This is a genomic window from Fulvimonas soli, assembly GCF_003148905.1.
In the GTDB taxonomy this organism is placed as follows: domain Bacteria; phylum Pseudomonadota; class Gammaproteobacteria; order Xanthomonadales; family Rhodanobacteraceae; genus Fulvimonas; species Fulvimonas soli.
In genome coordinates this window covers 79,923-105,834 of record NZ_QGHC01000003.1, presented here as the reverse complement: position 1 = coordinate 105,834, position 25,912 = coordinate 79,923, and the positions used below count along the sequence as shown (strand labels likewise).

Here is a 25,912-nt window from a genome sequence, read left to right as displayed (position 1 = left end):
GAGGAGCCGCGGGCGGAGCCGCCGCCGCCCCCGCTCGTCATTCCAGCGCAAGCTGGAATCCAGTGCCCCGGCCTTCAGGAGTGGCCCGAGCCGGGCCGGTCGCCTCCCTACGGCTCCCGCGTCGAATCGATGCCGAGCGCCCTGAGCCTGGCCTGCACGCTGTCCGGCCCGGCCAGGTGCGCCGCGCCCACCGCGATGAAGTACGTGCCGGGCTCTTCCAGCATCGCCTTGATGCGCTGCGCCCAGGCGGCGTTGCGCTCCACCAGCAGGCGCTGGTAGAGCTGCGGTTCCTCGCGCCGCAGCATCTCGTTCTCCAGCTTCGCGATGGCCGCGTCGTCGCCGGCCTTCCAGGCGTCGATCAGCTTCTTCAGCTCCAGGGTGGCGCGGTCGGTCTCGCGCAGTGTGGAGCGCAGCAGGCCGAGCTGCAGCGCGGCCGGCATGTCGGCGAGGAAGCGGATCTGCTGCTCGGCGGTCTCCAGCCCGCGCACCGGCTTGCCGGCCTTCTCCATCGCCGTGCGCAACTGCTTGTCCACGCCTTGCGCCGGGTCCAGGCCGGCCTTGGCCAGCGGCGCCACCGTCAGGCTGAGCGCGGCCAGCCAGGGCTTCATGATGTTCAGCCCGCCGGCGCCGCCGGGCACGTCGGCCAGCTGCGCGGCGTGCTGCAGGCGGCTCCAGTCGGACGGCGAGAGCAGGCTGGACAGCGGGTGCGCGGAGTCGATCCCGTAGCGCAGCACCAGCGCGGCCATGTGGAGCTGGTCGTCGTCCACCAGCTCCACGTACAGCGCCTGGCTGTCCGCCAGCGCCTTGTCCAGCGCCGAATAGTGCCAGTCGGTGTCGTGCGGCAGCAGGTGCACGGTGCCGAACAGGTAGATGGTGGTGTCGGCGTCCCTGACCACCCACAGCGCGGGCTTGGCGAGGGCGATGGCCGGCGCCAGCACCGCAAACGCGACGGCGAACGCCAGAATCAGCCGCTTGGACCAGAATCCCAACCCCATGGTGCTTCCCCCTGATTGCGGCAAGGCCCGATGCGCTTCCGGCGCCGCCGGTGGCAGTGGCTCGAACAAGGTACAAAAAAACACGGGGTGTCCGTGAGACCGGCGGCCGCGAACGACATCGCCCATCCATGCCAGCATGCCGGCTCGAATGCGCCGCGCAAGGCCTGCGGTACGGGCGGGTAGTGAGTTATTGGACCGTGGCGCGATGGATCCCCGGGACCAGCAGCCGAACCGGAGGAAGGACTACAACGGCCCACACAAGTGCAGCGGCTTGCGCCACGGCCAGCCACGGAACATGGCGACGGCCGCGAGGCCGGGCAACGCGGCCACCGGGAAGAAGTACCCGTTTGCGGCCGCCAGCTGGTACGCGCCCGAGTCAACGTTGCGACCATACGGGGCCATGGCCTCCGCCGCTGCCGCCTCGGACCGTGGCCGCAGCCAGAGCGCCGCGGCGAAAGCGGCCACGCTGGCGACCGTGTCCATCCAGGCTGAAAGGCGTATCGCTGTGGCCACCGTGGTCCAGCGCTTGGGTCGAGCGGCGCGGCATGCGCGTCGGCTTGTGCAATGGCGGAAACTAGTCGCGGTAGGCGCGCCACGCAAGCCAGGCGAAACCCGCGAGGCCCACGGCGAACAGGAAAAGCATGAACCAGTATTGCGATGGATCCGTCGCACTCGAGTATCCGGAGTCGGTGATCCACCAGGCCATGCCAGGGCCTGGAGCTCTGCCGCTCTTGACGGACATCACGATCAGGGCGCCCGACGAGATTGCGCCGATCGCCCCGACAATCATCTGGAAGTAGCGGCTTATCGGGCCTTTCATGCGGCCTCCTTGCTTCCTCGTGACCAAGGCTTGAGCTCGGCCGATGGTAGCCCGGGTGGCGAAATGGCGTCGGCCGCAGCGACCCGTTAGGTGCCTTTTGCCGGGCCATCTCTTCCATGCAGTCCGTCCGGAACGACGCGAGCCACCTACGCGGGACGCGATGCCTCGCCGAGGTCCTTCTCATGGCGCCAGACTTCAAGCGGAAAAAATCCGTCCGGCGTCGGCAACCGGATGATCCTGTTTCCGACGCGGTGCCAGCCACGCTTCTCGTAGAACCTTGCCGCCCGCTCGTTGCCGATCGCGCAGGCGAGCCACGCCGTCCGGACGCCGAGGGCACGGAGACGTTCCTCCGCATCCGCCAGGAGTTCCGCCGCGACTCCGGAACCTCGCGCGCCGGCGGCAACGTAGAGTTGGTAAAGCTCGTCGTCCTTGACGATGCAGAAACCAAGCGGCTGGCCCGGCGGTCCCGCGACCCGCAGGTTGGCCAGGTCTTCCTGGAGCCTGTGCCGAAAGCTCTCCAGCGTCCGATGCCGGGCGAGCTCGGCCGGCAGAAGCCGGGCATGGGCGTCCTGCCAGCCGTCGTGCCAGATGCCGGCCAACTGGTCGAGTTCCGTTGTTTCGGCCGTTCTTACGCCCATAGCGCCTTCTGCCGTTGGGTTTGTGGTGTCCGGGGACTTCCCGGAAGGGAGAGGGAGCACGTCAGCCCGGACGCCGCGCACCGAGCTGCACCAGTACTTCCTGCGCGCTGCGTATGCGCTCGCTGGCGCCGGGCAGGTCCAGGGTGACGCGCAGCTTGTCCTGGCCGTCCAGCTTGTAGACGCGCGGCTGGCTCTGGATCAGGCGGATGATCGCCATCGGGTCGACGTCCGGCTTCTCGCGGAAGGTGATGCGGCCCCCGTTGGGGCCGAAGTCGAGCTTGCGGATGCCCAGCGGCGTGGCCATCAGCTTCAGGCCGGACAGCGCGAACAGGGTCTTGGCGGGCTCGGGCAGCAGGCCGAAGCGGTCGATCATCTCCACCTGCAGGTCGCGCAGCGCGTCCTCGCCGCGCGCGCTGGCGATGCGCTTGTACAGGGTCAGGCGCGCGTGCACGTCGGGCAGGTAGTCGTCGGGGATCAGCGCGGGCAGGTGCAGCTCCACCTCGGTCTCGTGCTCGCTGGACAGGTCGAAGTCGGGCACCTTGCCGCTCTTGAGCGCCTGCACCGCGCGTTCCAGCAGCTCGGTGTAGAGGCCGAAGCCGATCTCCTGGATCTGGCCGGACTGTTCGTCGCCCAGCAGCTCGCCCGCGCCGCGGATCTCCAGGTCGTGGGTGGCGAGGGTGAAGCCGGCGCCCAGCTCCTCCAGCGAGGCCAGCGCCTCCAGGCGCTTCTCGGCGTCGGCGGTCATCGCCTTGCGGTCGGGCACGATCAGGTAGGCGTAGGCGCGATGGTGCGAGCGGCCCACGCGGCCGCGCAGCTGGTGCAGCTGGGCCAGGCCGAAGCGGTCGGCGCGGTCGATCACGATGGTGTTGGCGGTGGGGATGTCGATGCCGGTCTCGATGATGGTGGTGCACACCAGCACGTTGTAGCGCTGGCGGTGGAAGTCGGCCATCACCTGCTCCAGCTCGCGCTCGGCCATCTGGCCGTGGGCGATGCCGATGCGCGCCTCGGGGATCAGCGCCTCCAGCTCGCGCGCGGTGCGCTCGATGCTCTGCACCTCGTTGTGCAGGAAGTACACCTGGCCGCCGCGCGCCAGCTCGCGCTGGAACGCCTCGCGGATCAGCGCCGGCTCCCAGGTGGAGATGAAAGTGCGCACGGCCATGCGGTGCGCGGGCGGGGTGGCGATCAGCGAGAGGTCGCGCAGGCCGCCCATCGCCATGTTCAGCGTGCGCGGGATCGGCGTGGCGGTCATGGTGAGCAGGTCCACCTCGGCGCGCAGCTTCTTCAGCTGCTCCTTCTGGCGCACGCCGAAGCGCTGCTCCTCGTCCACGATCACCAGGCCGAGGTTCTTGAACTTCACTTCCGGTTGCAGCAGCTTGTGGGTGCCTATGATGACGTCGATCCGGCCCTCGGCCAGGCGCTTGAGCGCCTCGTTCACCTCCTTGCCGGACTTGAAGCGCGAGAGCACGTCCACCTTCACCGGCCAGTCGGCGAAGCGGTCGGCGAAGTTGCGGTAGTGCTGCTGGGCGAGCAGGGTGGTGGGCACCAGCACCGCCACCTGCTTGCCGGCGGTGGCGGCGGCGAAGGCGGCGCGCAGCGCCACCTCGGTCTTGCCGAAGCCGACGTCGCCGCAGATCACCCGGTCCATCGCGCGCGGCGCGGCCAGGTCGGCGAGCACCGCGTCGATCGCCTGCTGCTGGTCGGGCGTCTCCTCGAACGGGAAGCCGGCGCCGAATTCCTCCACCAGCTGGCGGTCGATGGCCAGCGCCTGGCCGCCGCGCGCCTCGCGCTGGGCGTAGATCGCCAGCAGCTCGGCCGCCACGTCGCGCGCCTTCTCGGCGGCCTTGCGGCGCGCGCGCTCCCAGGCGTCGCCGCCCAGCGAATGCAGCGGCGCCAGCTCCGGCGCGGTGCCGGAATAGCGGCTGACCAGGCCGAGCTGCGCCACCGGCACGTAGAGCTTGTCGCCCCTGGCGTACTCGATGACCAGGAACTCGCCCTGCATGCCGCCCAGTTCCATCGACACCAGGCCCTGGTAGCGGCCCACGCCGTGGTCGACGTGCACGATCGGCGCGCCGACGCTGAGCTCGGTGAGGTCGCGGATGACCGCCTCGGGGTCGCGTGCCGCGCCGCGCCGGCGCCGCCGCTCGGTGCGCACGCGCTCGCCGTACAGCTCGCGCTCGGTGAGCACGGTGAGCGCGGGCGTGCGCAGCGCGAAGCCCTGTTCCAGCGGGGCGACGGCGATGGCGAAGCGGGGGAGGTCTTGCTCGTCATTCCGGCGCAAGCCGGAATCCAGCGTCTTTCCGGCCTCCAAAGTCGCTGGGTCCCGGCTTGCGCCGGGACGGCGGTCGAGGAAGGCCGGCCAGCTGTCGACCTGTTCCGGCTTCAGGCCCGCGCCTGCCAGCGTCTCCGCCAGCGCCTCGCGGCGGCCGGCGGAGTCGGCCGCGACCAGCACGCGGCCGGGATAGCCGGCGAGGAAGTGGCGCAGCGACGTGCCCGGCTCCTCGCCCTTGCGGTTGAGCGGCAGCTCCGGCGCGGGCTGGGTGCCGGCGTCGACGGCATGCTCGTGGCCGCTGGCGACGATCTCCACGCGCAGGCGCCGGTTGAGCTGCTCGCGCAGCTGCTCCGGCGACAGGTACAGCTCGGCCGGCGGCAGCACCGGGCGCTCGACGTCGTGCGCGCGCTGTTCGTAGCGCTCGCCGGTCTGCGCCCAGAACTGCTCGGCGGCCTCGCCCGCGCCCTCGCCCATCACGAACAGCGCGTCGCCGCCCAGGTAGTCGAACAGCGTGGCGGTCTGCCCGAAGAACAGCGGCAGGTAGTACTCGATGCCGCCGGGCGTCACGCCTTCCTTCATGTCCTGGTAGAGCGGACAGCGGCGCACGTCGATCGGGAAGCGCTCGCGCAGGCGGTCGCGGAAGCCCTTGGCCGCCTCGCCGGTGAGCGGGAACTCGCGCGCGGGCAGCAGCTCGACCCGCTCCACCGGCTGCTGCGAGCGCTGCGTGTCCGGGTCGAAGCTGCGGATCGACTCCACCTCGTCGTCGAACAGCTCGATGCGGTAGGGCTCGCCCGCGCCCATCGGGAAGATGTCGATCAGCGCGCCGCGCACCGCGTAGTCGCCGGGCTCGGTCACCTGCGGCACGTTGCGGTAGCCGCTGGCTTCCAGCCGGCGCTGCTCGGCGGCGAGGTCGAGCTTCTGGCCCCGTGCCACCACCAGCCCGCTGCCGGCGATGTGCGTGCGCGGGGCGATGCGCTGCATCAGCGTGGCGACCGGCACCACCAGCACGCCGCGCCGGACGTTGGGCAGGCGGTACAGCGTGGCGATGCGCTGCGAGACGATCTCCGGGTGCGGGCTGAACACGTCGTAGGGCAGCGTCTCCCAGTCGGGGAAGTGCAGCACCGGCAGGCCGCCGGCGAAGATGCGCAGCTCCTCCTCCAGCGCGGAGGCGCGCTGGGTGTCGCGCGCCACCGCCACCAGCAGGCCCCCGTGCGAGCGCGCGGCCTCGGCGATCAGCAGCGCGCGGGCGGAACCGTGCGGCGGCGTCCAGTAGCGGCGCTGCTTCGGCGTGGCGGGAAGTGGGGGATGCGGGATCGGGGTCGGCATGGGGGACGCGGCGTTCGTGGCGCGGCCATGGGCGGCCGCGCCGGGAAAGCGCGCAAGTGTAGCGCGACAGCCGCGGCGGACCGGGGCTGCCGGGAGTCATGGACGCCGGGTCAGAGCCGGTTCACGATCTACCGTCGGTCCGGCTATTGCCTCGCCGTCATCCCTGCGAAGGCAGGAGGCGCTTTTCGACAGCCGAAGGGCTGGTCATCCGGTGACGTTCCCTCGAAAAGCCAACGCCGCCGGATCCCAGCTTTCGCCGGGATGACGTTCCATGGGGGGGGATACTTGGAGATCGTGAACAGGCGCTCAGAGCAGCAGCGCGATCTGCGCGATGCCCGGGTCGTCCGGGCTCAGGCGGCGGGTGAAGCCCAGCTCCTTGCACAGCTGCAGCATCGGGCGGTTTTCCAGCAGCACGTAGCCCCACAGCTCGTCGAGGCCGCGGCGGCGGCACTCGTCCACCAGCCGCTGCATCAGCAGCGCGCCCAGGCCCACGCGGGACCAGTCGCGCTCCACCAGCACGGAGAACTCCGCGCTGTTGGCCGCCTCGTCCACGTAGATGCGGCCGACGCCGCGCATCTCGGCGGGCGACACGCCGTCGTCCATCAGCACGAAGGCCGCCTCGCGCACCGGGTCCAGGTTGCACAGGCGCTGCGCCATCGGCTCGGGCAGCTCCGACATCGCATGCAGGAAGCGGCGCCGCACGTCCTCCGGCGACAGGCGCCTGAAGCAGCGCTGCATCGCGGCAACGTCGCCGGGCGAGATCGGCCGCAGCAGCACGCGGCGGCCGTCGTGCGCCGTCACGCGCTCGCCCTGCGGCGGACGCGGCACCAGGGCGGGGGAGAAGCGGCGACGGCTGGGCGGCGGCAGCGCCGGGTAGCGGTCGGGAGCGGCGAAGTCGATGGCGGCGTTCATGGCCATACTTTACCGTATTGTGTGCATCGCAACATGAATAGTGCCGGGTTTCGGCCGGACGATGCGGTGGCTTTATGTCGCAGGCTGCGCATCCGCGGCGTGAAGCGCCGCCCGCCGGTCGCGCGCGGAAATGCTGCTGTGCGTCATGGATTGCCGGCGCGGCCGGCTCAGTCGGCCAGGTCCGGCTCGAAGAAGCTCCAGCGCACGTCCGGGAACTGCGCCTTCATCGCGGCCTCGACGGCGTTGATGGCCTGGATCAGCCCCGTCTCGCCGCCGGCGGGGTTCATGCGCGCCTTCACCGCCACCACCACGTCCGGGCCCATCTGCAGGGTGAGCAGGTTGAGCACCTCGGCCACTTCCGGACGGCTCTTGAGGAAGGTGAGCAGCTCGGCGCGGCGCTGCGGCTCCACGCCCTGGCCGATCAGCAGCGCCTTCACCTCGATCGCCACCGCCACCGCGACCGCCACCAGCAGCACGCCGATGGCGATGGTGCCGAGCGCGTCGTAGACCAGGTCGCCGGTGAGCATGGTGGCGCCCACCGCCAGCGCGGCCAGGCACAGGCCGAGCAGGGCGGCCAGGTCCTCGCCGAAGATCACCAGCAGCTCACTGGAGCGCGTGGCGCGGAACCATTGCCACAGGCTCAGGTCGCCGCGCGCCTTGTTCACCTCCTGCAGGCAGCCGCGCATGGAGATGCTCTCGGCGACGATGCCGAACACCAGCACGCCCAGCGCCAGCCACGGCCACTTCAGCGGCTCGGGATGGGCGAGCTTGTGCACGCCCTCGTAGATGGAGAACACGCCGCCCACGCTGAACAGCAGCATCGCCACCAGGAACGACCAGAAGTACAGCGCGCGGCCCCAGCCCAGCGGGTACTCGTCCGACGGCGGCCGCTTCGCCTGGCGCATGCCCAGCAGCAGCAGGCCCTGGTTGCCGCAGTCGGCCAGCGAGTGCACCGCCTCGGCCAGCATCGCGCCCGAGCCGGTCACCACCGCGGCGACCAGCTTGCTGACGAAGATCGCGAAGTTGGCGCCGAGCGCGAGGAGGATCGCCTTCAGCGAGTTGGCATGGCCCGACATGGTCCGCGTCCTTGGGAGAGGGCGGGCTAGTTTATCGGCAACCGCGCCCGGCGTGCCCGCGGCCTAGTGATCCCGTGCGCCGCATGCAAGGCGCGGAGGCGCGCATGCGTCCCCGGGAACAGGCACGGCATGCGGCAGGCCTGGCCCGCGTCCCTGCGGCTGGAGCGCGGGACGCGACGCTCCCCCGCCGCGAGTGCGGAGGGAGCGCGACCAAAAACGTTGGGCGGTGGCGGAACCGCGCCGGGCGCGGCGTCAGCGCACCACGCCCACCCCCACGCCGAAGCTGACGTTGGGATGGCCCTTGCGCATCTCGTCGGCGCTCCACACGTGCGCCTGCGCCACGCGCACCAGCGGGAACACGTAGGCCGCCCCGCCCACCTTGCCGGCGCGGCTGCCGTCGATGCGGCCGCTCACCGTCATCAGGCCGCCGGCGGGATAGTCCAGCGGCTCCACGTAGCCCTGCATCACCGCGATGAAGCGGCCGTTGCCGCTGTCGTTGGCCTTGGGCCGCTGCGAGCCGTCGAGCGGGTAGGCGAGCAGCTCGATCTCGCTGTGGTCGGCGTAGTTGGTCACGCCGACGATGCGGCCGCCCCAGATCACCGAGCCGTTGGCGTAGCGCTCGGGCGACTGCGCCACCTGCGCCGGCACGGCGGCCACGGCGTCGGGCGCGGGCTTGTAGATCGGCGCCGGCGCGCAGGCGGCCAGCGCGAGCGCGGGCAGCGCGGCGAGGGTGAGTCGGGCGGGGATGCGCATGGGACGGGCTCCTCGGAGGCATGGCCGGGTCGGCGGCTACGCTACATCAAGCGGCGTCCGCCGGGCGTGGGGGCGGGGCGTGCGTTCAGCGGGCGGTGGCGTGTGCGGCCAATGCCCAGCAGCCCCGGCCGGTCAGCCCGCCGGCTCCGCCACCGGCCAGTCCAGCGTCCACGCGGCAGGTCGTTCCTGCGCCAGCAGCCGCGCCAGCGCACGCAGCGGCTCGCGCAGCGTCTCGTCCAGCTTCCACGGCGCGTTGACGATGGCCATGCCCGAGCCGTTGAGGCGCAGGGGCGAGTCGTCCGGATGCACCAGCAGCTCGGCGCGCAGCACGCGCCGGGCGCCGCAGTGCTGCAGCCAGCGCAGGAAGGGCTGCACCTGGCTGCGCAGCTTGACCGGGTACCACACCGCATAGGTGCCGCCGGGCCAGCGCTGCAGCGCGGCCTTCAGCGCCCGCTCGATCAGCCGGTACTCGGCCTCCTGCGCCTCGTAGGGCGGGTCGATCAGCACCAGGCCGCGCTTCTCCTTCGGCGGCAGCAGCGCCTTCAGCGCCTCGTAGCCGTCGCGCTGGTGCACGTGCACGCGCGCGTCGCGGCGGAACAGCCCGCGCAGGCGTTCGGCCTCCTCCGGATGCAGCTCGCACAGCTGCGCGCCGTCGGTGTCGCGCATCGCGCGCGCGGCCTGCAGCGGCGAGCCGGGATAGAGCTTCAGGCCGTGCTCGTTGCCGGGCAGCGCGAGCAGGCCGTCCAGCCAGCGGCGCAGCAGCGGCGGCAGCGCGGCGGCCTCGCCGTGGGCGTGCAGGTCGGGGAACAGCAGGCGGCCGACGCCGTCGCGCCATTCGCCGGTCTTGCCGGCCTCGGCGCCGTCCAGCGCGTAGCAGCCGCTGCCGGCGTGGGTGTCGACGAAGGCGAACGGCGCCGGCTTCGCGCGTAGGGCCTCGACCAGCGCGAGCAGCACGACGTGCTTGAGGACGTCGGCGTGGTTGCCGGCGTGGTAGGCGTGGCGGTAGTTCATGGCGGGCGCCGTGCAAGGGCGCTGGATTATAGCGGCCGACCGCCGATGGCCTGCATCCGGCTCCAGAGTTGAGCGCGTGCGCGCGGCATGGCTATGCTCGGCGCATGGGTCCGCGCCTCCTTCCGTCGCTACGCCGCCGCCGCGCGCTGTTCGCGCTGGCGCTGTGCGCCTGGCTGGCGCTGGCCGGCGCGGCCTGGGGGCAGGGCGGCTGCTGCGCCTCCACGGGCGGCATGGCGGCGCACGGCGCGATGCACGCGCACGCGACGCACGGCGGCGGGGCCGCCAGGCACGTCCACGATCACCTGCATGCCGGCGTGTGCGAGGCCTGCGCCTGCGCGCACGCGCCGGCGGTTCCGGCCGCCGCGCTCGCCGCGTTGCCGGGCCCGATGGCGAAGGCCGGCATGCCGGCGCCCGTCGCCGGCGCGGCGCCGCAGCCCGCGCGGCCGCCGCCGTTGCGGCCGCCCAGCGCCTGACCGTCGTCATTTCGCTCGAGCCGCCGGGCCGGACCCGGCGAGGTGGTTGCGCCTGACTGGCAGGCGCGGACGACGGACACAACGACGATGAACAGACAGGATCCGCGCGGCGTGCTGCTGCCGCGCCGGCGTTTCGTGCAGGGCCTCGCGCTGGGCGGCGTGGCCGCCGGCCTGGGATGGGCGCCGTGGCGGGCGCCGGCGCAGGCCGCGCCGCGCGCCGAACTGCGCGGCACCACTTTCGAACTGGAGATCGGCGAGCTGCCGGTCGACTTCACCGGGCGCCGCCGCCTCGCCACCGTGGTCAACGGGCGACTGCCCGCGCCGCTGCTGCGCTGGCGGCAGGGCGACACGGTGACGCTGCGCGTGCGCAACGTGCTGCCGGTGACCAGCTCGATCCACTGGCACGGCATCGTGCTGCCGGCCGACATGGACGGCGTGCCGGGGCTGAGCTTCGACGGCATCCCGCCGGGCGGCGAGTACGTCTACCGCTTCGCGGTGAACCAGGCGGGCACCTACTGGTACCACGGCCACTCGCGCTTCCAGGAGCAGACCGGGCTGTACGGCCCCATCGTGATCGAGCCGCGCGGCGGCGAGCGGCATCCGGCCGAGCGCGACCACGTGGTGCTGCTCAGCGACTGGACCGACGACGACCCCGAGCGCATCTACGCCAACCTCAAGAAGCAGTCCGACTACTACAACCGCGGCGAGCCCACCGTCGGCGAGTTCCTGCGCGACGCCCATGCGCGCGGCCTGCGCGCCGCGCTGGACGAGCGGCGCATGTGGCAGCGCATGCGGATGGACCCCAGCGACCTCGCCGACGTCTCCGGCGCCGCCTACACCTACCTGATGAACGGCCACGCGCCGGCCGCCAACTGGACCGGCCTGTTCGCCGCCGGCGAGCGGGTGCGGCTGCGCTTCATCAACGGCTCGTCGATGAGCTTCTTCGACGTGCGCATCCCCGGCCTGAAGATGACCGTGGTCGCCGCCGACGGCCAGGACGTGGAGCCGGTGAGCGTGGACGAGTTCCGCCTCGGCACCGCCGAGACGCTGGACGTGATCGTGCGGCCGGCGGCCGACCGCGCCTGGACGATCTTCGCGCAGAGCATGGACCGCAGCGGCTACGCCTGCGGCACGCTGGCGCCGCGTCCCGGCCTGCGCGCGGAGGTGCCGCCGCTCGACCCGCGTCCGCGGCTGGCGATGGCGGACATGATGGGCGCGATGGGCATGGCCGCGCCGCCGGCCGGCGCGGACGGCATGCCGGGCATGGACCACGCGGCGATGGACCGGGCCGGAATGGGCCATGCCGCGATGGACCACATGGCGATGGGCCACGGCGCGGGCGCGGCGCCGGCCGCATCCGCCGCGCTGGCCACCGGCCCCGAGGTGGACATGCGCGTGGCGCGGCCGCGCACCGACCTCGACGATCCCGGCGTCGGCCTGCGCGGCAACGGCCGGCGCGTGCTCGGCTACGCCGACCTGCGCACGCTCACCGCGCCGATCTCGCCGCGCGTGGACCGCGAGCTGACCCTGCGCCTCACCGGCAACATGCAGCGCTACCTGTGGTCGTTCGACGCCGCCCGCTACGCCAAGGCGCCGCCGCTGCGGCTCAGGCACGGCGAGCACGTGCGCATCACCCTGGTCAACGACACCATGATGACCCACCCGATCCACCTGCACGGCATGTGGAGCGAGCTGGAGGACGAGCGCGGCGAGTTCCTGGTGCGCAAGCACACGGTGAGCGTGCAGCCGGCGCAGCGGCTGAGCTACCGCGTCAGCGCCGACGCGGCGGGCCGCTGGGCCTACCACTGCCACCTGCTCTACCACATGGAGGCGGGCATGTTCCGCGAGGTGGTGGTGGCATGAAGGCGAGAGGCTCGATTCCCGCGCTGGGCCTGCTTTGCACGCTCGGCACGGCTGCGATGGCGCAGCACATGCACCCCAGCGAGGCGGAAGCGCCGCCTGCTCCTTCAAGCACCGCCGCGCCGGCGATGCCGATGGACGACATGCCCGGCATGGACATGGAGCCGCCGCAGAAGACGCCGGCGGCGAAGCCGCACGCCGCGCCTCGCGCGACGAAGCCCGCGGCACGTGCGGGCCACGACGCGATGGCGATGCCCGGCATGGCGCACGGTGGCCAGGCCGCCGGCATGCCGGACATGCCGCACGACCGGCACGCCATGGACAGGCAGGACATGCCGCACGGCGGCGGGGAAGCCATGCCGGGCACGGCCGCCGGCGATGGGGGCACGTCCATGGACGGCCGCCCGCCGAACGACCACGTGCCGCCCGCGCCGCCTTCAGGCGGGCCCACGCCGGTGCCCGCGGCGCGCATGGCCGACGCCATGCAGATGCACGGCGACGCCCCGCGCGCGATGCTGCGGCTCGACCGCCTCGAATACCGCCGCGCGACGCGCGGCGACGACGGCATGGCCTGGGAAGGCGAGGCCTGGTGGGGCGGCGATCTCGACCGGCTGTGGCTGAAGAGCGAGGGCGAACGCGGGGACGGCGGCCTGCGCGAGGCACGCATCGAGCTGCTGTGGAGCCATGCGGCCGCCGCGTTCTGGGACTGGCAGTTGGGCGTGCGCCACGACGCCGGCGGCGGCCCGTCGCGGCAATGGGCCGCGTTCGGCGTGCAGGGACTGGCACCCTACTGGTTCGAGCTGTCGGCCACCGCGTACGCCGGCAGCGGGGGACGCACCGCGGCGCGGCTGGAGGCGAGCTACGAGCTGCGCTTCACCCAGCGGCTGCTGTTGCAGCCGCGGCTGGAACTGGACGTCTACGGCAGGGACGACCCGGCCCGCGGCGTGCGCGCCGGGTTGAGCGAGGCCGAGGCCGGCCTGCGCCTGCGCTACGAGATCAGCCGCCGCTTCGCGCCCTATCTCGGCATCGGCTGGACGCGGCGCTTCGGGCGGTTCGATCCGCCGCGGCGGCCGGAGCCGGCGCGCGAGACGGCGTGGGTGGCGGGGGTGAGGTTCTGGTTCTAGCCGCCGGCCGAGGGCGGTGTCGGGGCGGTTTGCTCCGGCCGGCCCCTCACCAGCAGCATCAGGTCAGTACGCAACCGATACCCGCCGCCGCGGCGCATCGTCCTTTTCCGCGCGGTCGAGCATGGCGACGGCGAAGTCGGCCACGCTGATCCGGCTCGCGCCCTGCGCATCGACCAGCAGCCGGTCGCCGCCGAGGCGGTAGGCGCCGGTGCGCTCGCCGTCCTCCAGCAGGGCGGCGGGGCTGACGAAAGTCCAGTCCACGCCGGAATCGCTGGCGCGGAACACCTCCAGCGCCCTGGCCTGGCCTTCCGCCTCCGGCTTCCACGCCGCGGGAAAGGCGGGATCGTCGATCACCCGCACGCCCGGCGCGGTCTCCAGCGAGCCCGCGCCGCCCACCCACAGCAGCCGCTTCACGCCCGCCTCGGGCAGGTGCTCCAGCAGGGTGCGGGCAAGGGCGGGGATGACGGCGTTGTCGCCGTCGCGGCGGGCGGACAGGCTGGCGATGGCCGCATCGCTGCCGCGCACCGCGTCGAGCCAGGTGGCGGGCCTGGCCGCGTCGCCGGCCACGACCTCCAGCTTCGCGTGACGGCGGTCCAGCCGCGCCGGGTCGCGCACGACGGCGACGACCCGGTGGCCGCGCGCCAGCGCCTCGTCGAGGATGCTCCGGCCGACGTGGCCGGTGGCGCCGAACAGGGCGAGTTTCATGGGAATGGCTCCATGGCAAGGGGAACGGCGCACAGCATGCGCCGGATCATTGGATCGATAAACGCACCCATGGGTAATTCATCGTCAAGTTTCGATTGGCAAAGGAGGGACCATGGGCGGCGAGGTCAACCTCAACCGGCTGGCGGTGTTCGCCGCGGTGGTGCGGGCCGGCTCGTTCACCGCGGCGGCCGCGCAGCTGGGCCTGACCAAGGCGATGGTGAGCCAGCACCTGGCGCGGCTGGAGCGCGAGCTGGGCGCGACGCTGCTGGTGCGCAGCACGCGGCGGATGGCGCTGACCGAGGCCGGCGCGGCCTTCCACGAGGACTGCGTGCGCATCCTGGCCGAGGCGCAGGCAGCGATCGAGCGCGTCGGCGCCGGGCGCGAGCTGCCGCGCGGCACGCTGCGCCTCACCGCGCCGGCCAACTACGGCGCCATGGTGATCGCGCCGGCGCTGGCCGGCTTCCTGCGCCTGCACCCGCAGCTGCGCGCCGACCTGGTGCTGGACGACCAGCTGCGCGACCTGATCGGCGAGCGCTTCGACCTGGCGATCCGCGGCGGCCCGCTGCGCGATTCCGGCCTGCACGCGGTGCGCCTGGACGGCTTCCAGCAGTGGCTGGTCGCCGCGCCGGCCTACCTCGACGCGCGCGGCGCGCCGCGGCGCCCGCAGGACCTGGCCGAACACGACGCGATCGCGCTCACCGCGCTGTCCTCGCCCACGCGCTGGAGCCTCGCCGACCGTCGCGGCGCGCGCCACGCGGCGCGCCTGCGGCCGCGCGCGCAGGCCGACAGCGCCGCCGCGGTGCACGCGATGGCGCTGGCCGGCGCCGGCCTGGCGGTGCTGCCCGACTTCATGGTCGAGGCCGACCTGGACGCCGGGCGGCTGCGCCGGCTGCTGCCCGCGTACCGCCTGCCCGAGGGCAGCTTCCACGCGGTCTATCCGGGCCAGCGGCCGCCGGCCAAGGTGCGCGCCTTCATCGACCACCTGCGCGCCGCGCTGGCGGCGCGCTAGTCGGCCACGCCGCGGCTCTCGGCGGTGCCGAGCAGCTCGGCGTGCTCCGGGCGCCGCCGCTCGCGGTGCAGCAGCGGATGGGCGAACACCGCGGCGAGGATCACCGCCACGCCCAGGTAGAAGCGCACGTCCAGCTCGCGCTGCTCGCCCAGCAGCACGATCGCCAGCACGATCGCGTAGACCGGCTCCAGGTTGGTCACCACCTGCATGCCGAAGGCGCTGACGTGGCGCAGCGCCGACAGCACCAGCGCGAACGGCAGCAGCGTGCAGCCGAAGGCCAGCGCCAGCAGCAGCAGCGCGTCGCGCGCGCCGGGCAGCGGGAACGCGGGGCCGGCATGCGGCAGCAGCGGCGCCAGCGCGGCGAGGAAGACGGTGCCGGCGCCCAGCTCCAGGCAGGTGACGGCGAGCGGGTCGCCGTGTTCCGCCAGCCGCTTGTTGCAGGCGCCGAACAGCGCCACCAGCAGCGCCGACAGCGCGCCCACCGCGATGCCGGCCCGCATGCCGTGCGGCACGCCGCCGGCGACCAGCGCCACGCCGGGCACCACCGCGATGCCGAGCAGCAGCTCGCGCGGGTCGAAGCGCCGCCGCGCGATCCACGGCTCGACGAAGGCCAGGAACACCGGGCCCAGCGCGATGCAGGTGGCGCCCACCGAGGCGTTGGAGAGCTTGATCGCGGCGTAGAAGGTGAGCCAGTGCAGCGACACCAGCACGCCGATGCCGGCATAGGCGCAGCGCAGCCGCACCGGCATCGCGCGCAGCGCCCGCCAGACCCGCGGCACCAGCAGCAGCGCCCCGCTCACCAGCAGCATGCGCCACCACACCAAGGGCAGCGCGGACAGGCTGATCAGCTTGCCGAGAATGGCGGTGAAGCCCCACAGCAGCACGCAGAAGTGGATCTGCAGGCGGGCCTTGTTGACGGCTTGCATGGGGAACGCGCGAGGGGAGGGGGCGGGCATTGTAGGCGCCGGGCGGTGCGTCCAGCGAGGTCTTGCGGCGGTGGGCTTCGGGCGAGTGGTGGCCTTGAGTGGCTCGCCATCCATGCCTCGGCCCAGTTCCCTCTCCCCTCCGGGGAGAGGGCTAGGGTGAGGGGCCGGTCTGGCGAGAAACGTTGAGGCCGCGGAAGCCCGGGCATGGAAGCCGCTGGTCATGACGGGCGTCGAGGCGAGGGTGTCCTCTCACCCCTGCCCTCTCCCCGGAGGGGAGAGGGGGCTATCGCGTATGGAGGTTGGCGCTCGGGATCAGCAGGCCCAGTTCCCTCTCCCCTCCGGGGAGAGGGCTAGGGTGAGGGGCCGGTCTGGCGAGAAACGTTGGGGCCGCGGAAGCCCGGGCGTGGAAGCCGCTGGCCATGACGGGCGTCGAGGCGAGGGTGTCCCCTCACCCCGGCCCTCTCCCCGGAGGGGAGAGGGAGCTGTCGCGCGGCGTGGTTCGCGGAGATGGTGAGGCGCGGGGATCATCGGCGCATCTTCGCCAGCACCTTGCGGCAGGTGCCGTCGTCGCCGTCGCCGTGGCTGGGCGCCACCATCGCCAGCAGCGCGGCGGCCGGGGCCGCGGCCACGCCCAGCGCCACCGCGCCCGCGCCGCGCGCCAGCAGCGGGCCGGCGTGCACGCCCACGTCGGGCTTCTTCAGCGTGCCGCGCACGTACAGCGGCGAGCGCAGCGAGAGCACGCGGAAGCCCTTGGTGTGCGGCTGCACGTCCAGGTCCAGCTTCTCGCTGGCGAAGTCCACGGTGCCGTCCACGTCGATCTCCGCGTCGTCGGTGTCGAACACGAACAGGCGCGTGGCGAAGCGGCCGTTCTCGGCCGCCAGGTCGGTGGCCGCGCAGTTGATCTTCACGGTGCGGTCGCCGAACAGCTTGCCGAGCACGATGTTGCCCACGTTGAGGCCGGCGGTCTCCAGCAGGTTGCGGCTGATCGCGCCGTCGTTCATCAGCAGCTTCAGCCCGCCGTCGGCGCTGCCGAGCAGGGCGGCCACCGAGTTGCCCTGCGCCTTGAGGTCGGCGCTGCCGTTGATCTCGCCCAGGCTGGTCTGCATCGGCTGGAAGGTGGGGAACAGCCGCTTCAGCTTGAGGTGGCGCGCGTGCAGCTGCAGCGCGCCGCGCATCGGCGCGGCGCTGCCGTCCAGGCGCACGCGGCCGTCCACGGTGCCGCCGGCCAGGCCCAGGCGCAGCGGGGAGAGGGCCAGCACGCCGTCGTCGAGCGTGAGGTGGGTGTCCAGCGCCTCCACCGGCACGCTGCCCTCGCCGTGCACGATGCGCGCCGCGGCGTAGGCGACGTCGGCGTCCATCGCGCGCCAGCGCTCGGTGCGGAACGGCTCGACCGGCAGCACCTTGTCGGCCGGCTGCGGCGTGGCGTCGCCGCGCTGCTGCTTCTGCGCGTTCGAGTCGGCGCCGATCAGCGGCGCCAGGTCGGCGAAGCGCAGCAGCCTGGACTGCACCTTGCCGCTCAGCTTCGGGCGCGCGCCGCCGGTGACGTAGTCGAGGTCGCCGGCCAGGTCGCTGCCGCCCACGCGGCCGCGGAAGCCGTGGTAGCCATAGCGGCTGCCGCCGCGCCTGAGCTGCGCGGTGAGGTGGCCCTCGGTGGCGAACGGCGGCGTGTCGGGCAGGGTGACGCCGGTGATGGCGTAGAGCTTGGCCATGCTGCTGCCGGCGAACCACAGGCGCACGTCCAGCGCGCCCAGGTGCAGCGGGTCGGTGAGCGTGCCGACCAGGGCGATGCGGCTGTCGCCGATCCGCACGCGCGCCTGCAGCGGGAACGGCTGGCTGGCGTCCTGCAGCGCCAGCATGCCGCCGGTGCGGCCGCTGCCCTTGACCGGCGCGCCCTTGTAGCTGCCCTGCGCGGTCCAGCCGAACAGGTAGCGCAGGTCGCCGCGGGCGTTGCCGACGCGCTCGTCGCGCGGCGCCTGGCCGGCCAGCGTCTTGCCCGCCGCGGCGCCGGCGGACTGGCTGGCGTCCGCGCGCGCCTCGTCCGATGCCTGCGCGACCAGCTGGTCGTAGGGGATCGGGCCGGCCAGCGGGGTCACCTCCACCGCGAGCTTCACCTGGCCGAGCGCGTCGTCCAGCGCGATGCGGCCGCGATCGAAGCCGATGCGCCGCAGGTCGAGCTTCCACGCGGACGGCGCGCCGCCCTGCGGCAGCGCGAAGTCCCAGGTGGCGCGGCCCTGCGCGTCGCGCTCCAGGTCCACGGCGGGCTGCACCAGCTGCAGCATCGGCACCTCGACGCGGTGCGCGAGCAGCGCCAGCGGCGCGAGGCGGAAGCGCAGCGCGTCCAGGCGCGCGAACTGCGGCTGCGCCGCCCAGTCCGGGTTGCCGATGCGGATGTCGCGCGCGGTGAATTCCGGCCAGGGCACCAGCGCGGCCAGCCCGCCGGCGTCGCGGTCGCGCCGCCAGTCCACGGAGAGGTCGCCGGCGATGGTGAACGGGCGGCCGAGCGCCTGGCTCACCTTGTCGTCGATGAAGGGACGGGCGCGGTTCCAGTCGAACAGCGCCAGCGCCAGCACCGCCAGCGCGACCAGCGCCAGCAGCGCGCCCGCGATCCACGCCAGCCATTTGCGTATGCGACTGCGACCGGCCAAGCCCGTCTCCTTGCGTGCGCGACACGGCAAAGCAATAGCGTGGCGCGCGACAAGATTCCGTGTTGGCGGCCGCGCCGCTTTAGGCGGGGTTCACGGCGCGGCCGCGTCGGCCTTCCAGTAGCCGGTGGCCTTGAGCCAGTCCTTGGGCACGCCGCGCTCGTCGTGCAGGTACTGGCGCATCGCGCGGGCGCGGCGCGACTCGGCGGCGATCCACCAGAAGGCGTCGCCGCGCGGCGCGGGCAGGGCGCGCAGGGCCCGTTCGAGCGGGCCGTCGGCCGCGGCGTCGGCGCCATCGCGCTCCAGCCAGGTCACCTCGACCGCGGCCGCGGAAGGCAGCGGCTGGCGGTCGGCGGCCTCGGGGATCTCGGCCAGCACGATCGCGCGGGCGCGGGCCGGCAGTTCCTCCAGCCAGCGGCCGATCGCGGGCAGGGCGGTCTCGTCGCCGGCCAGCACGTAGGCGTCGAAGTCGTCCGCCACCACGAAGGAGCCGCGCGGCCCGCCGGCGACCAGGCGCTGGCCGGGCGCCGCCTGCGCGGCCCAGGTGGAGGCCGGGCCGTCGCCGTGCAGCACGAAGTCGATGGCCAGCTCGCCGCGCGCGGCGTCGTGCCGGCGCGGGGTGTAGTCGCGCGCCGGCGAGGGCTCGCGGCCGGGCGGGTATTCCGGGCCGTTCGGGCCCAGCGTGGGCGTCACGAACTCGCCGTGGCGGTTGGGGAAGAACAGCTTGACGTGGTCGTCCGGCGCGGGGCTGTGGAAGCCGCGCAGCTGCTCGCCGCCGAACACCACGCGCTGCATGTGCGGGGTGAGGCGTTCGACGCGGAGCACGTCCAGCGTGCGCAGCACGACCGGGTGGCGCAGCACGCGGTGGGCATGTTCGGTCATCGGCATCGTCTCCATCTGGAATGCGGGCGCCGGCTGCGGGGCCGCGTCCCGCCGGGCAGGCGCGGACGCCGGCGGCGCCGGCTCAGTAGGCGGGTGGCTGCAGCGGCGCCAGCCGGTAGCCGAGGCGGGCGGCGACCTGCTGCAGCAGCCGCAGGGTGGGATCGGGCGCCGGGGGCGGGACGTCCGTCGCCGGCGCAGCGAGGCCGAGCGCTTCCAGCTCGTGCAGGAAGTCGTGCATCCGCCGCAGCACGGCGCCGTCGTCCGCCGTCCCGGCCTCGGCGAGGCGCCAGCGCATGCGCCCGTGCGGTTGCGCCTCGGCGTGCGCCAGGCCCAGCCGCTCCAGCTCGCGCAGGAAGCGGTAGACCGTGCCCAGGCGGAGCTCCGCGTGTTGGCGCTGCGCGGCCTGGAGCAGGGCCACCGCGTCGACCGTCGCGTCGGCCCGCCGCAGCGCGTCCAGCAGCGCCCGCCGCGGCGCGGTCAGGCGCAGGCCGGCCGCGCGGCAGCGCGCTTCGAGGCGGCCGGGTTCAGTCATCGCTCCGTCCGCCGGCGATCTCGGCGGCGGCGCGTTCCAGGATCGCCGCCACGCGCTGCGCCTCGGCCTTGTTCCAGTCCGCGCCGCGCATCAGCAGCGCGTGCTTGAGCGCGTGCATCGCCTTGCGCACGCCCATCGGCAGGGCCATCCTGGCGGCCATGCGCGCGCTGTGCTCGGTGCGCGCGGTGACCGCTTCCACCGCCGCGCGGTTCTCCTCCAGGAAGGCGCGGCCGGCGTCGGTGATCGAGTAGAGCCTGCGGCCGCCCGCCTCGCTGCGCGCCTCGGCATAGCCGAGCTCCTCCAGCATGGTGAGGGTGGGATAGATCGCGCCGGGGCTGGGCGAGTAGTGGCCGTGGAACATCTCCTCGATGATGCGGATCAGCTCGTAGCCGTGGCGGGGCTGCTGCTCGATCAGCGCCAGCAGCAGCAGCTTGAGGTCGCCGTGGCCGAACATGCGGCCGCCGCCGCGACGGCCGCCGCCGCGCAGCTCGTCCCAGCCGCCGAGGAAGTCGCCGCCGTGGCGGCCGCCGAACGGGCCGTGGTGGCGGCCGGCGTGGCGCTCGTGGCGGTCGGCGTCGAACGCGGCGCGGTCGTCGCAGAAGGGGTGATGGCGGTGCCGCAGGGAGCGGAAGAACAGGTGGTGCATGCGCATGGCTGAATCCGATATATCGTGAGGTCGTGTCTTACGATATATCTCAATCATATCGGAATGCAACTCCCGCCCGTACCCGGCAGGCTGGGGCGTGCCTCGGAGCCTGTTCAAGATCTTCCGGGGAAGAGCGCCGGGAAGGTCGGCGGGATGAAGCGCGGGTGGGTGTGGAGGTTGCGCGCGCCGTGGGTCACACCGCCCGCTTCCCGCCATGCCGCGCCATCGCGGACCGGCGTCCACTCCTCGCGCCTCGAAGCTGGCGCCATCCATGGCGCTTCCCCGCGCACCTTCCGTGCTTCTCTGACCCGCGCGCAGATCACTCCGGAGGGCACGGGGAGATCGTGAGGGCTCTGGCCCTCAGTCCTCCAGCGCCGCGTCCAGCGTGATCGGCGGCCGCAGCGCCTTGGACACCGGGCAGCCCTGCTTGGTCGCCTCGGCGATCCGGCGGAAGGTCTCGGCGTCGGCGCCGGGCACGCGGGCGCGGCAGGCGAGCGCGATGGCGGTGATGGCGAAGCCGTCGCCCGCCTTGTCCAGCGTCACCGTCGCGCGGGTCTCGATCCGCGCCGCCTTCAGCCCGGCCTGTTCCAGCCCCAGCGACAGCGCCATGCTGAAGCAGGCGGCGTGGGCCGCGCCGAGCAGTTCCTCCGGGTTGGTGCCGGGGCCGTCCTCGAAGCGCGACTGGAAGCCATATGGCGCGTCGCGCAGCGCGCCCGTCTCGGTGGAGATGGAACCCTGGCCGTCTTTCAGGCCGCCGTTCCACACGGCGGAGGCGAATTGCTGCTTCATGGCGCGTGTCTCCCGTGGCGAAAGCCGCAGTGTCCGCCGGCCCGCATGCAGGCGGCGCGAAGGCCGCGCGCGGCCGCCGGCGGGTTATGCTGCGGCTTTCGCCGAGCGGGAGAAGCGTATGGCCCTGGAGATCCGCCACGATGCGGCCGGACAGCGGTTCGTCGCCGAAGTGGACGGCGCGCAATGCGTGCTCGAGTACGGGCTGGCCGGCCAGGTCATGACCATCACCCACACCCTGGTGCCCGCCGTGGTGGGCGGACGCGGCATCGCCGGCGAGCTGGTGCGGCACGCGCTGGCGGCCGCGCGCGGGCAGGGCTGGAAGGTGGTGCCCGCATGCTCCTACGCCGCGGCGTGGATGGAGCGGCACCCGGAATTCGACGACCTGCGCGCCTGAGCCCGGCCATGTCCGCGCCCGGCGACAAGTCCGCACCCGCCGGCGGCCCGGCGCCGCCGCGCCGCCGCTGGCCGGTGCGCTTCTTCCACCAGCGGCCGCGGCTGAGCGTGGCCGCGGCGGTGTTCGTGCTGGCGACGGGCGCGCTGACGTGGGCCGGGGTGCATCCGGTCAGCGCGGTGCTGTTCGGCTTCGACCTGGGCGCGCTGGTGTTCCTGGCCGGGCTGGTCCTGCTGTTCAACCACTCCACCCCGGCGCACATGCGCGACCAGGCGCTGGCGCAGGACACCGGCCGCTGGGGCCTGTTGTGGAGCAGCGTGGTGCTGGCCGCGGTGGTGATGGTGGCGCTGGGCGCCGAGCTGCACAGCGCCAGGGCCGGCGGCGCGGCGGCCATCGCCGGCGCCGCGCTCAGCATCGTGCTGTCGTGGCTGTTCATCAACACGATGTTCGCCCTGCACTACGCGCACGGCTACTACGGCGACTACGGCGTGCAGCACCAGGGGCTGGACTTCCCCAAGACCGACAAGCCCGACTACTGGGACTTCGCCTATTTCGCCATCTGCATCGGCATGACCTTCCAGGTCTCCGACGTGCAGATCACCAGCCGCTACCTGCGCCGCGTGGTGCTGCTGCACAGCGTGATCGCGTTCTTCTTCAACGTGTTCATCATCGCGCTGAGCGTGAACATCGTGGCGAGCCAGGGCTGAGACCGCGATGTTCGTGATCGAGGGCAAAGAGGGGGCCGGCTACCGATTCTTCCGGCCTGGCCGCCCGATGCGGGACGGCAGGCTGCGGGCCTTCCGGCTGCCGCCACGCCGCCTGCTCGCCTGGTTCGGCCTGGCCAACGCGCTGCTCGTCTTCGAACTTGCCCGGGATCGGCTGCAGGACCGCCACGGCGGCGTACCACCGGCGCATGCGCGCTTTTACCTGGCGGCGCTGATGCTGCTGCTGGCAGAGCTCGGACTCAGGGCGGGCCTGCTCTGGCGCCGGTGCCTCATCACGGTAGGGCCGACACCGCCGCGGCTGCGAGCGGCACCCTCCTTGCTGCGGGTGGAGCACATGCTGTTCTGGATGGCGCTGCAGCTGTCCCTCATCGCGTCGGTCGAGCTCGACCATCCGACGCCCGGCCTGTTGTGGGAAGCGTCGATCTGGTTCTGTCTGGCGATGGTGCTGTTGCCGTTGGCCAGCGCCGCGCTGCCGCGACTGCGGCGCACGGGCGGCTAGTCGCGGAAGTTGTCGAACTGCAGCGGCAGGTCCACCTCGGCCTTGCGCAGCACGGCGATGGCCAGCTGCAGGTCGTCGCGCTTCTTGCCGGTGACGCGCAGCTTGTCGCCGTTGATCTGCGCCTCGACCTTGAGCTTGGCCGCCTTCAGCTCGGCCACCAGCTTCTTCGCCACCGCCTGCTCGATGCCCTGCTTGACGGTGATCTTCTGCCGCGCGCCGCCCAGGTTCACCTCCGGGTCGGCGGCGTCCAGCGCGCGGATGTCGATCTTCCGCGCGGTGAGCCGCCCGCGCAGGATGTCCAGCATCTGCTGCAGCTGGAACTCGCTGGGCGCGCTCATCGCGATCACCGACTCGTCCAGCTCGTACTTCGCGTCCACGCCGCGGAAGTCGAAGCGGTTGGCCAGCTCGCGGTTGGCCTGGTCCACGGCGTTGGTCAGCTCGTGCTTGTCCACCTCGGAAACGACGTCGAAGGAGGGCATGGCGGGGCTCGGCGGGGAGGAAGCTGCGAATTTACGGTGCGGCGGGGTGGAGGGGAAGAGAGGCGAGGAGTGAGCGGCGAGTAGAGAGCAGCGAGGGCGCGGAAATCGTATGTCGCGCCGGCTTGCGGATGGCGGACGACCGCGGTCTTCGGGCTTGCGCCCTCGCTACTCGTCCCTCGTCCCTATAATGCTCCCCCGTTCCCCCTTCGCCACCCGATGAAAACCGACGTCCTGATCATCGGCGCAGGCGCCGCCGGCCTGATGTGCGCGATCGCCGCGGGACGGCGCGGCCGCCGCGTGCTGGTGGTGGACCACGCCAACAAGCCGGGCAAGAAGATCCTGATGTCCGGCGGCGGGCGCTGCAATTTCACCAACCTCGGCGTCGCCCCCGCCTGCTACCTCTCGGCCAACCCGCACTTCGCCAAGTCGGCGCTGGCGCGCTACACCCCGGCCGACTTCATCGCGCTGGTGGAGAAGCACCGCATCGCCTGGCACGAGAAGGAGCAGGGCCAGCTGTTCTGCGACGAGTCCTCCAAGCTGATCGTGCGCATGCTGCTGGACGAGTGCGCGGCGGCGGGGGCGCGGGTGGAGACTTCCTGCGCGGTGGAGCGGGTGCGGAAGACCGAGGAAGGCTTCGCCGTGCTCACCGTGCGCGGCGAGGTGCACGCCGAGTCGCTGGTGGTCGCCACCGGCGGCCTGTCGATCCCCAGCATGGGCGCCACCGGCTTCGGCTACGCGCTGGCGCGGCAGTTCGGCCACGCGGTGCGGCCCACCCGCGCGGGGCTGGTGCCGCTGACGCTGAGCGGCAAGCACCTGGAGCGCTACCAGGACCTCGCCGGCGTGGCGCTGCCGCAGGCCGGGGCGCGGGTGGGCAAGCGCGCGTTCCGCGCCGGCCTGCTGTTCACCCACCGCGGGCTGAGCGGGCCGGCGATCCTGCAGATCTCCTCGTACTGGCAGCCCGGCGACGACCTGCGCCTGGACCTCGCGCCGGACGCCGAGGCGGCGGACTGGCTGCCCGCGCAGCGCGCGGCGCGCCCGGCGGCGGAGCTGAAGAACGTGCTGGCCGACCTGCTGCCGCGCCGGCTCGCGCAGCGGCTGTGCGAGGTCTGGTTCGGCAGCCGCCCGATGCGCCAGTACCGCGAGGCGGAGCTGCGCGAGATCGGCCACCGGCTGCACGACTGGCCGGTCGTCGCCAGCGGCACCGAGGGCTACCGCACCGCCGAGGTGACGCTGGGCGGCGTGGACACCGACGGCCTGTCCTCCAGCACGATGCAGTCGAAGCGGGTGCCGGGGCTGTACTTCGTCGGCGAGGTGGTCGACGTCACCGGCTGGCTGGGCGGCTACAACTTCCAGTGGGCGTGGGCTTCCGGCCACGCGGCGGGCGAGGCGGCCTAGCCTTTTCGCGCGGCGCCGACGCGGGGTGTGCTCCCTTGCATGGGGGCGGGCCGCGATGACGGATGTCCAGGGCCCCACACTTTCGACAACGGAGGATCGGCATGAAAGTCGGCTTCATCGGCCTGGGCGCGATGGGCAGCGCCATGGCCAGCAACCTGGTCGCGGCAGGACACGCGGTGACGGTGTGGAACCGCTCGCCGGCGGCCGCGGAGCCGCTCGCCTCGCTGGGCGCGAAGGTGGTCCGCACGGCCGACCGCGCCGTGCAGGGCGAGGCGGTGCTGAGCATGCTGGCCAACGACGCCGCGGTGCGCGAGGTGTTCCTCGACGGCGGCCTGCTCGACGCGATGGACCCCGGCACCGTGCACGTCAATCACGCCACCATCTCGCTCGCGCTGGCGAAGGAGCTGGCCGAGGCGCACGCGCGGCGCGGCCTGGGCTACGTCGCCGCGCCGGTGTTCGGCCGCCCGGACGTGGCCGCCGCGGGCAGGCTCAACATCCTCGCCGCCGGCGTGCCCGCTTCGGTGGAAAAGGTGCGGCCGCTGCTGCAGGCGATGGCGGCGAAGGTGTGGCCGCTGGGCGAGGCGCCCGAGCGCGCCAACGTGGTGAAGCTGGCCGGCAACTTCATGCTCGCCGCCGCCATCGAGAGCATGGCCGAGGCCAGCGCGCTGGCCCGCGCGCACGGCGTGGCCGCGGCGGATTTCCTCGAGGTGATGACCGCCACGCTGTTCGCCGCGCCGGCCTACCAGGGCTACGCGAAGCCGATCGCCGAGCGGCGCTACAAGCCGGCCGGCTTCGCGCTGCCGCTGGGCTACAAGGACATCGGCCTGGCGCAGGCGGCGGCCGAGGCCGCGCGCGTGCCGATGCCCTTCGCCGGCGTGCTGCGCGACGGCCTGCTGGAGGCGCTGGCCGCCGGCGACGAGGACGTGGACTGGTCGGTCCTGGCCGAGGTGGCGGCGCGGCGCGCGCATCTCGGCGACTAGGGGTGACGCCGCCTGGCCGGTGCCCGGCGCGTTGGGTTCGGGCACGAGGCCTGTG

General features: G+C 73.1%; 26 protein-coding genes. 9 read left to right on the top strand and 17 right to left on the bottom strand.

Annotated features, from left to right (window positions below):
• Positions 1-107: 107 nt before the first annotated feature.
• The 9 genes from C7456_RS04445 to C7456_RS04405 form a co-directional block, all read right to left on the bottom strand.
• On the bottom strand, positions 108-995 hold the full coding sequence (locus tag C7456_RS04445; protein ID WP_211306246.1) for a TraB/GumN family protein: 888 nt from the start codon (positions 993-995) through the stop codon (positions 108-110).
• Between the two features lie 243 nt (positions 996-1,238).
• Positions 1,239-1,478, bottom strand: a complete 240-nt coding sequence (locus C7456_RS17305) for a hypothetical protein (RefSeq protein ID WP_109722567.1) — start codon at positions 1,476-1,478, stop codon at positions 1,239-1,241.
• 91 nt (positions 1,479-1,569) lie between these two features.
• The gene (locus C7456_RS04435; RefSeq protein WP_109722566.1) at positions 1,570-1,815 is read right to left on the bottom strand and encodes a hypothetical protein; all 246 of its coding nucleotides are present in this window, start codon (positions 1,813-1,815) and stop codon (positions 1,570-1,572) included.
• 146 nt (positions 1,816-1,961) lie between these two features.
• The gene (locus C7456_RS04430) at positions 1,962-2,414 is read right to left on the bottom strand and encodes a GNAT family N-acetyltransferase (protein WP_211306244.1); all 453 of its coding nucleotides are present in this window, start codon (positions 2,412-2,414) and stop codon (positions 1,962-1,964) included.
• 100 nt (positions 2,415-2,514) lie between these two features.
• Positions 2,515-6,048 carry a transcription-repair coupling factor gene (gene mfd / locus C7456_RS04425; RefSeq protein WP_109722564.1) on the bottom strand — a complete coding sequence of 1,178 codons (3,534 nt, stop codon included), beginning with the start codon at positions 6,046-6,048 and terminating at the stop codon, positions 2,515-2,517.
• Between the two features lie 306 nt (positions 6,049-6,354).
• Positions 6,355-6,960: a GNAT family N-acetyltransferase gene (locus tag C7456_RS04420; protein WP_109722780.1), complete on the bottom strand. Its 606-nt coding sequence runs from the start codon at positions 6,958-6,960 to the stop codon at positions 6,355-6,357.
• A 167-nt stretch (positions 6,961-7,127) separates the two neighbouring features.
• Positions 7,128-8,036 carry a cation diffusion facilitator family transporter gene (locus C7456_RS04415; RefSeq protein ID WP_109722563.1) on the bottom strand — a complete coding sequence of 303 codons (909 nt, stop codon included), beginning with the start codon at positions 8,034-8,036 and terminating at the stop codon, positions 7,128-7,130.
• A gap of 252 nt (positions 8,037-8,288) precedes the next feature.
• A complete protein-coding gene (locus C7456_RS04410) occupies positions 8,289-8,789 on the bottom strand; it encodes a Slp family lipoprotein (protein WP_109722562.1) in 501 nt (166 codons plus the stop codon).
• Between the two features lie 132 nt (positions 8,790-8,921).
• The gene (locus tag C7456_RS04405; RefSeq protein WP_109722561.1) at positions 8,922-9,800 is read right to left on the bottom strand and encodes a 23S rRNA (adenine(2030)-N(6))-methyltransferase RlmJ; all 879 of its coding nucleotides are present in this window, start codon (positions 9,798-9,800) and stop codon (positions 8,922-8,924) included.
• Positions 9,801-9,904: 104 nt separating this feature from the next.
• Here C7456_RS04405 and C7456_RS04400 point away from each other — a divergent pair, with 104 nt between their 5' ends.
• The 3 genes from C7456_RS04400 to C7456_RS04390 all read left to right on the top strand — a co-directional run bounded on the left by C7456_RS04400 (position 9,905) and on the right by C7456_RS04390 (position 13,257).
• Positions 9,905-10,273, top strand: coding sequence for a hypothetical protein (locus C7456_RS04400; protein WP_109722560.1), 369 nt, complete (start codon positions 9,905-9,907; stop codon positions 10,271-10,273).
• An 87-nt stretch (positions 10,274-10,360) separates the two neighbouring features.
• Entirely contained in the window at positions 10,361-12,136 is a 1,776-nt protein-coding gene (locus C7456_RS04395; protein WP_109722559.1) for a copper resistance system multicopper oxidase, read from the top strand.
• Complete coding sequence (locus tag C7456_RS04390; protein WP_211306242.1) at positions 12,133-13,257, top strand: copper resistance protein B; 1,125 nt, start codon at positions 12,133-12,135, stop codon at positions 13,255-13,257. The genes C7456_RS04395 and C7456_RS04390 overlap by 4 nt, the downstream gene beginning before the upstream one ends.
• 63 nt (positions 13,258-13,320) lie before the next feature.
• Here C7456_RS04390 and C7456_RS04385 read toward each other — a convergent pair whose 3' ends face one another.
• Positions 13,321-13,962: an NAD(P)-dependent oxidoreductase gene (locus C7456_RS04385; RefSeq protein ID WP_109722557.1), complete on the bottom strand. Its 642-nt coding sequence runs from the start codon at positions 13,960-13,962 to the stop codon at positions 13,321-13,323.
• A 112-nt stretch (positions 13,963-14,074) separates the two neighbouring features.
• Between C7456_RS04385 and C7456_RS04380 the strand changes: the two genes are divergently transcribed.
• Positions 14,075-14,971, top strand: a complete 897-nt coding sequence (locus C7456_RS04380) for a LysR family transcriptional regulator (RefSeq protein ID WP_109722556.1) — start codon at positions 14,075-14,077, stop codon at positions 14,969-14,971.
• Here the strand turns inward: C7456_RS04380 and C7456_RS04375 are convergent.
• The 6 genes from C7456_RS04375 to C7456_RS04350 form a co-directional block, all read right to left on the bottom strand.
• A complete protein-coding gene (locus C7456_RS04375) occupies positions 14,968-15,897 on the bottom strand; it encodes a DMT family transporter (RefSeq protein ID WP_109722555.1) in 930 nt (309 codons plus the stop codon). The two genes, C7456_RS04380 and C7456_RS04375, sit on opposite strands and share 4 nt — an antisense overlap.
• A 524-nt stretch (positions 15,898-16,421) precedes the next feature.
• A complete protein-coding gene (locus C7456_RS04370; RefSeq protein WP_109722554.1) occupies positions 16,422-18,542 on the bottom strand; it encodes an AsmA family protein in 2,121 nt (706 codons plus the stop codon).
• Positions 18,543-18,632: 90 nt separating this feature from the next.
• Entirely contained in the window at positions 18,633-19,421 is a 789-nt protein-coding gene (locus C7456_RS04365) for a siderophore-interacting protein (RefSeq protein WP_109722779.1), read from the bottom strand.
• 82 nt (positions 19,422-19,503) lie between these two features.
• Positions 19,504-19,953, bottom strand: a complete 450-nt coding sequence (locus C7456_RS04360) for a Fur family transcriptional regulator (RefSeq protein ID WP_109722553.1) — start codon at positions 19,951-19,953, stop codon at positions 19,504-19,506.
• Positions 19,946-20,605: a PadR family transcriptional regulator gene (locus tag C7456_RS04355; protein WP_109722552.1), complete on the bottom strand. Its 660-nt coding sequence runs from the start codon at positions 20,603-20,605 to the stop codon at positions 19,946-19,948. The genes C7456_RS04360 and C7456_RS04355 overlap by 8 nt, the downstream gene beginning before the upstream one ends.
• Positions 20,606-20,959: 354 nt before the next feature.
• Complete coding sequence (locus tag C7456_RS04350; RefSeq protein ID WP_109722551.1) at positions 20,960-21,388, bottom strand: OsmC family protein; 429 nt, start codon at positions 21,386-21,388, stop codon at positions 20,960-20,962.
• A gap of 118 nt (positions 21,389-21,506) precedes the next feature.
• On the opposite strand from C7456_RS04350, the gene C7456_RS04345 reads away from it, so the two are divergent.
• Genes C7456_RS04345 through C7456_RS04335 form a run of 3 tightly spaced genes read left to right on the top strand, consistent with a single transcriptional unit; the run spans position 21,507 to position 23,003 of the window.
• Positions 21,507-21,782: a GNAT family N-acetyltransferase gene (locus C7456_RS04345; RefSeq protein WP_109722550.1), complete on the top strand. Its 276-nt coding sequence runs from the start codon at positions 21,507-21,509 to the stop codon at positions 21,780-21,782.
• A gap of 8 nt (positions 21,783-21,790) precedes the next feature.
• Positions 21,791-22,486 carry a DUF1345 domain-containing protein gene (locus C7456_RS04340; protein ID WP_109722549.1) on the top strand — a complete coding sequence of 232 codons (696 nt, stop codon included), beginning with the start codon at positions 21,791-21,793 and terminating at the stop codon, positions 22,484-22,486.
• A 7-nt stretch (positions 22,487-22,493) separates the two neighbouring features.
• A complete protein-coding gene (locus C7456_RS04335; protein ID WP_109722548.1) occupies positions 22,494-23,003 on the top strand; it encodes a hypothetical protein in 510 nt (169 codons plus the stop codon).
• Here C7456_RS04335 and C7456_RS04330 read toward each other — a convergent pair.
• Positions 23,000-23,482 carry a YajQ family cyclic di-GMP-binding protein gene (locus C7456_RS04330; protein WP_109722547.1) on the bottom strand — a complete coding sequence of 161 codons (483 nt, stop codon included), beginning with the start codon at positions 23,480-23,482 and terminating at the stop codon, positions 23,000-23,002. The genes C7456_RS04335 and C7456_RS04330 overlap by 4 nt on opposite strands.
• Before the next feature lie 216 nt (positions 23,483-23,698).
• Here C7456_RS04330 and C7456_RS04325 point away from each other — a divergent pair, with 216 nt between their 5' ends.
• Positions 23,699-24,877, top strand: a complete 1,179-nt coding sequence (locus tag C7456_RS04325) for a BaiN/RdsA family NAD(P)/FAD-dependent oxidoreductase (RefSeq protein ID WP_109722546.1) — start codon at positions 23,699-23,701, stop codon at positions 24,875-24,877.
• Between the two features lie 101 nt (positions 24,878-24,978).
• Positions 24,979-25,857, top strand: coding sequence for an NAD(P)-dependent oxidoreductase (locus C7456_RS04320; protein ID WP_109722545.1), 879 nt, complete (start codon positions 24,979-24,981; stop codon positions 25,855-25,857).
• Positions 25,858-25,912 lie beyond the last annotated feature (55 nt).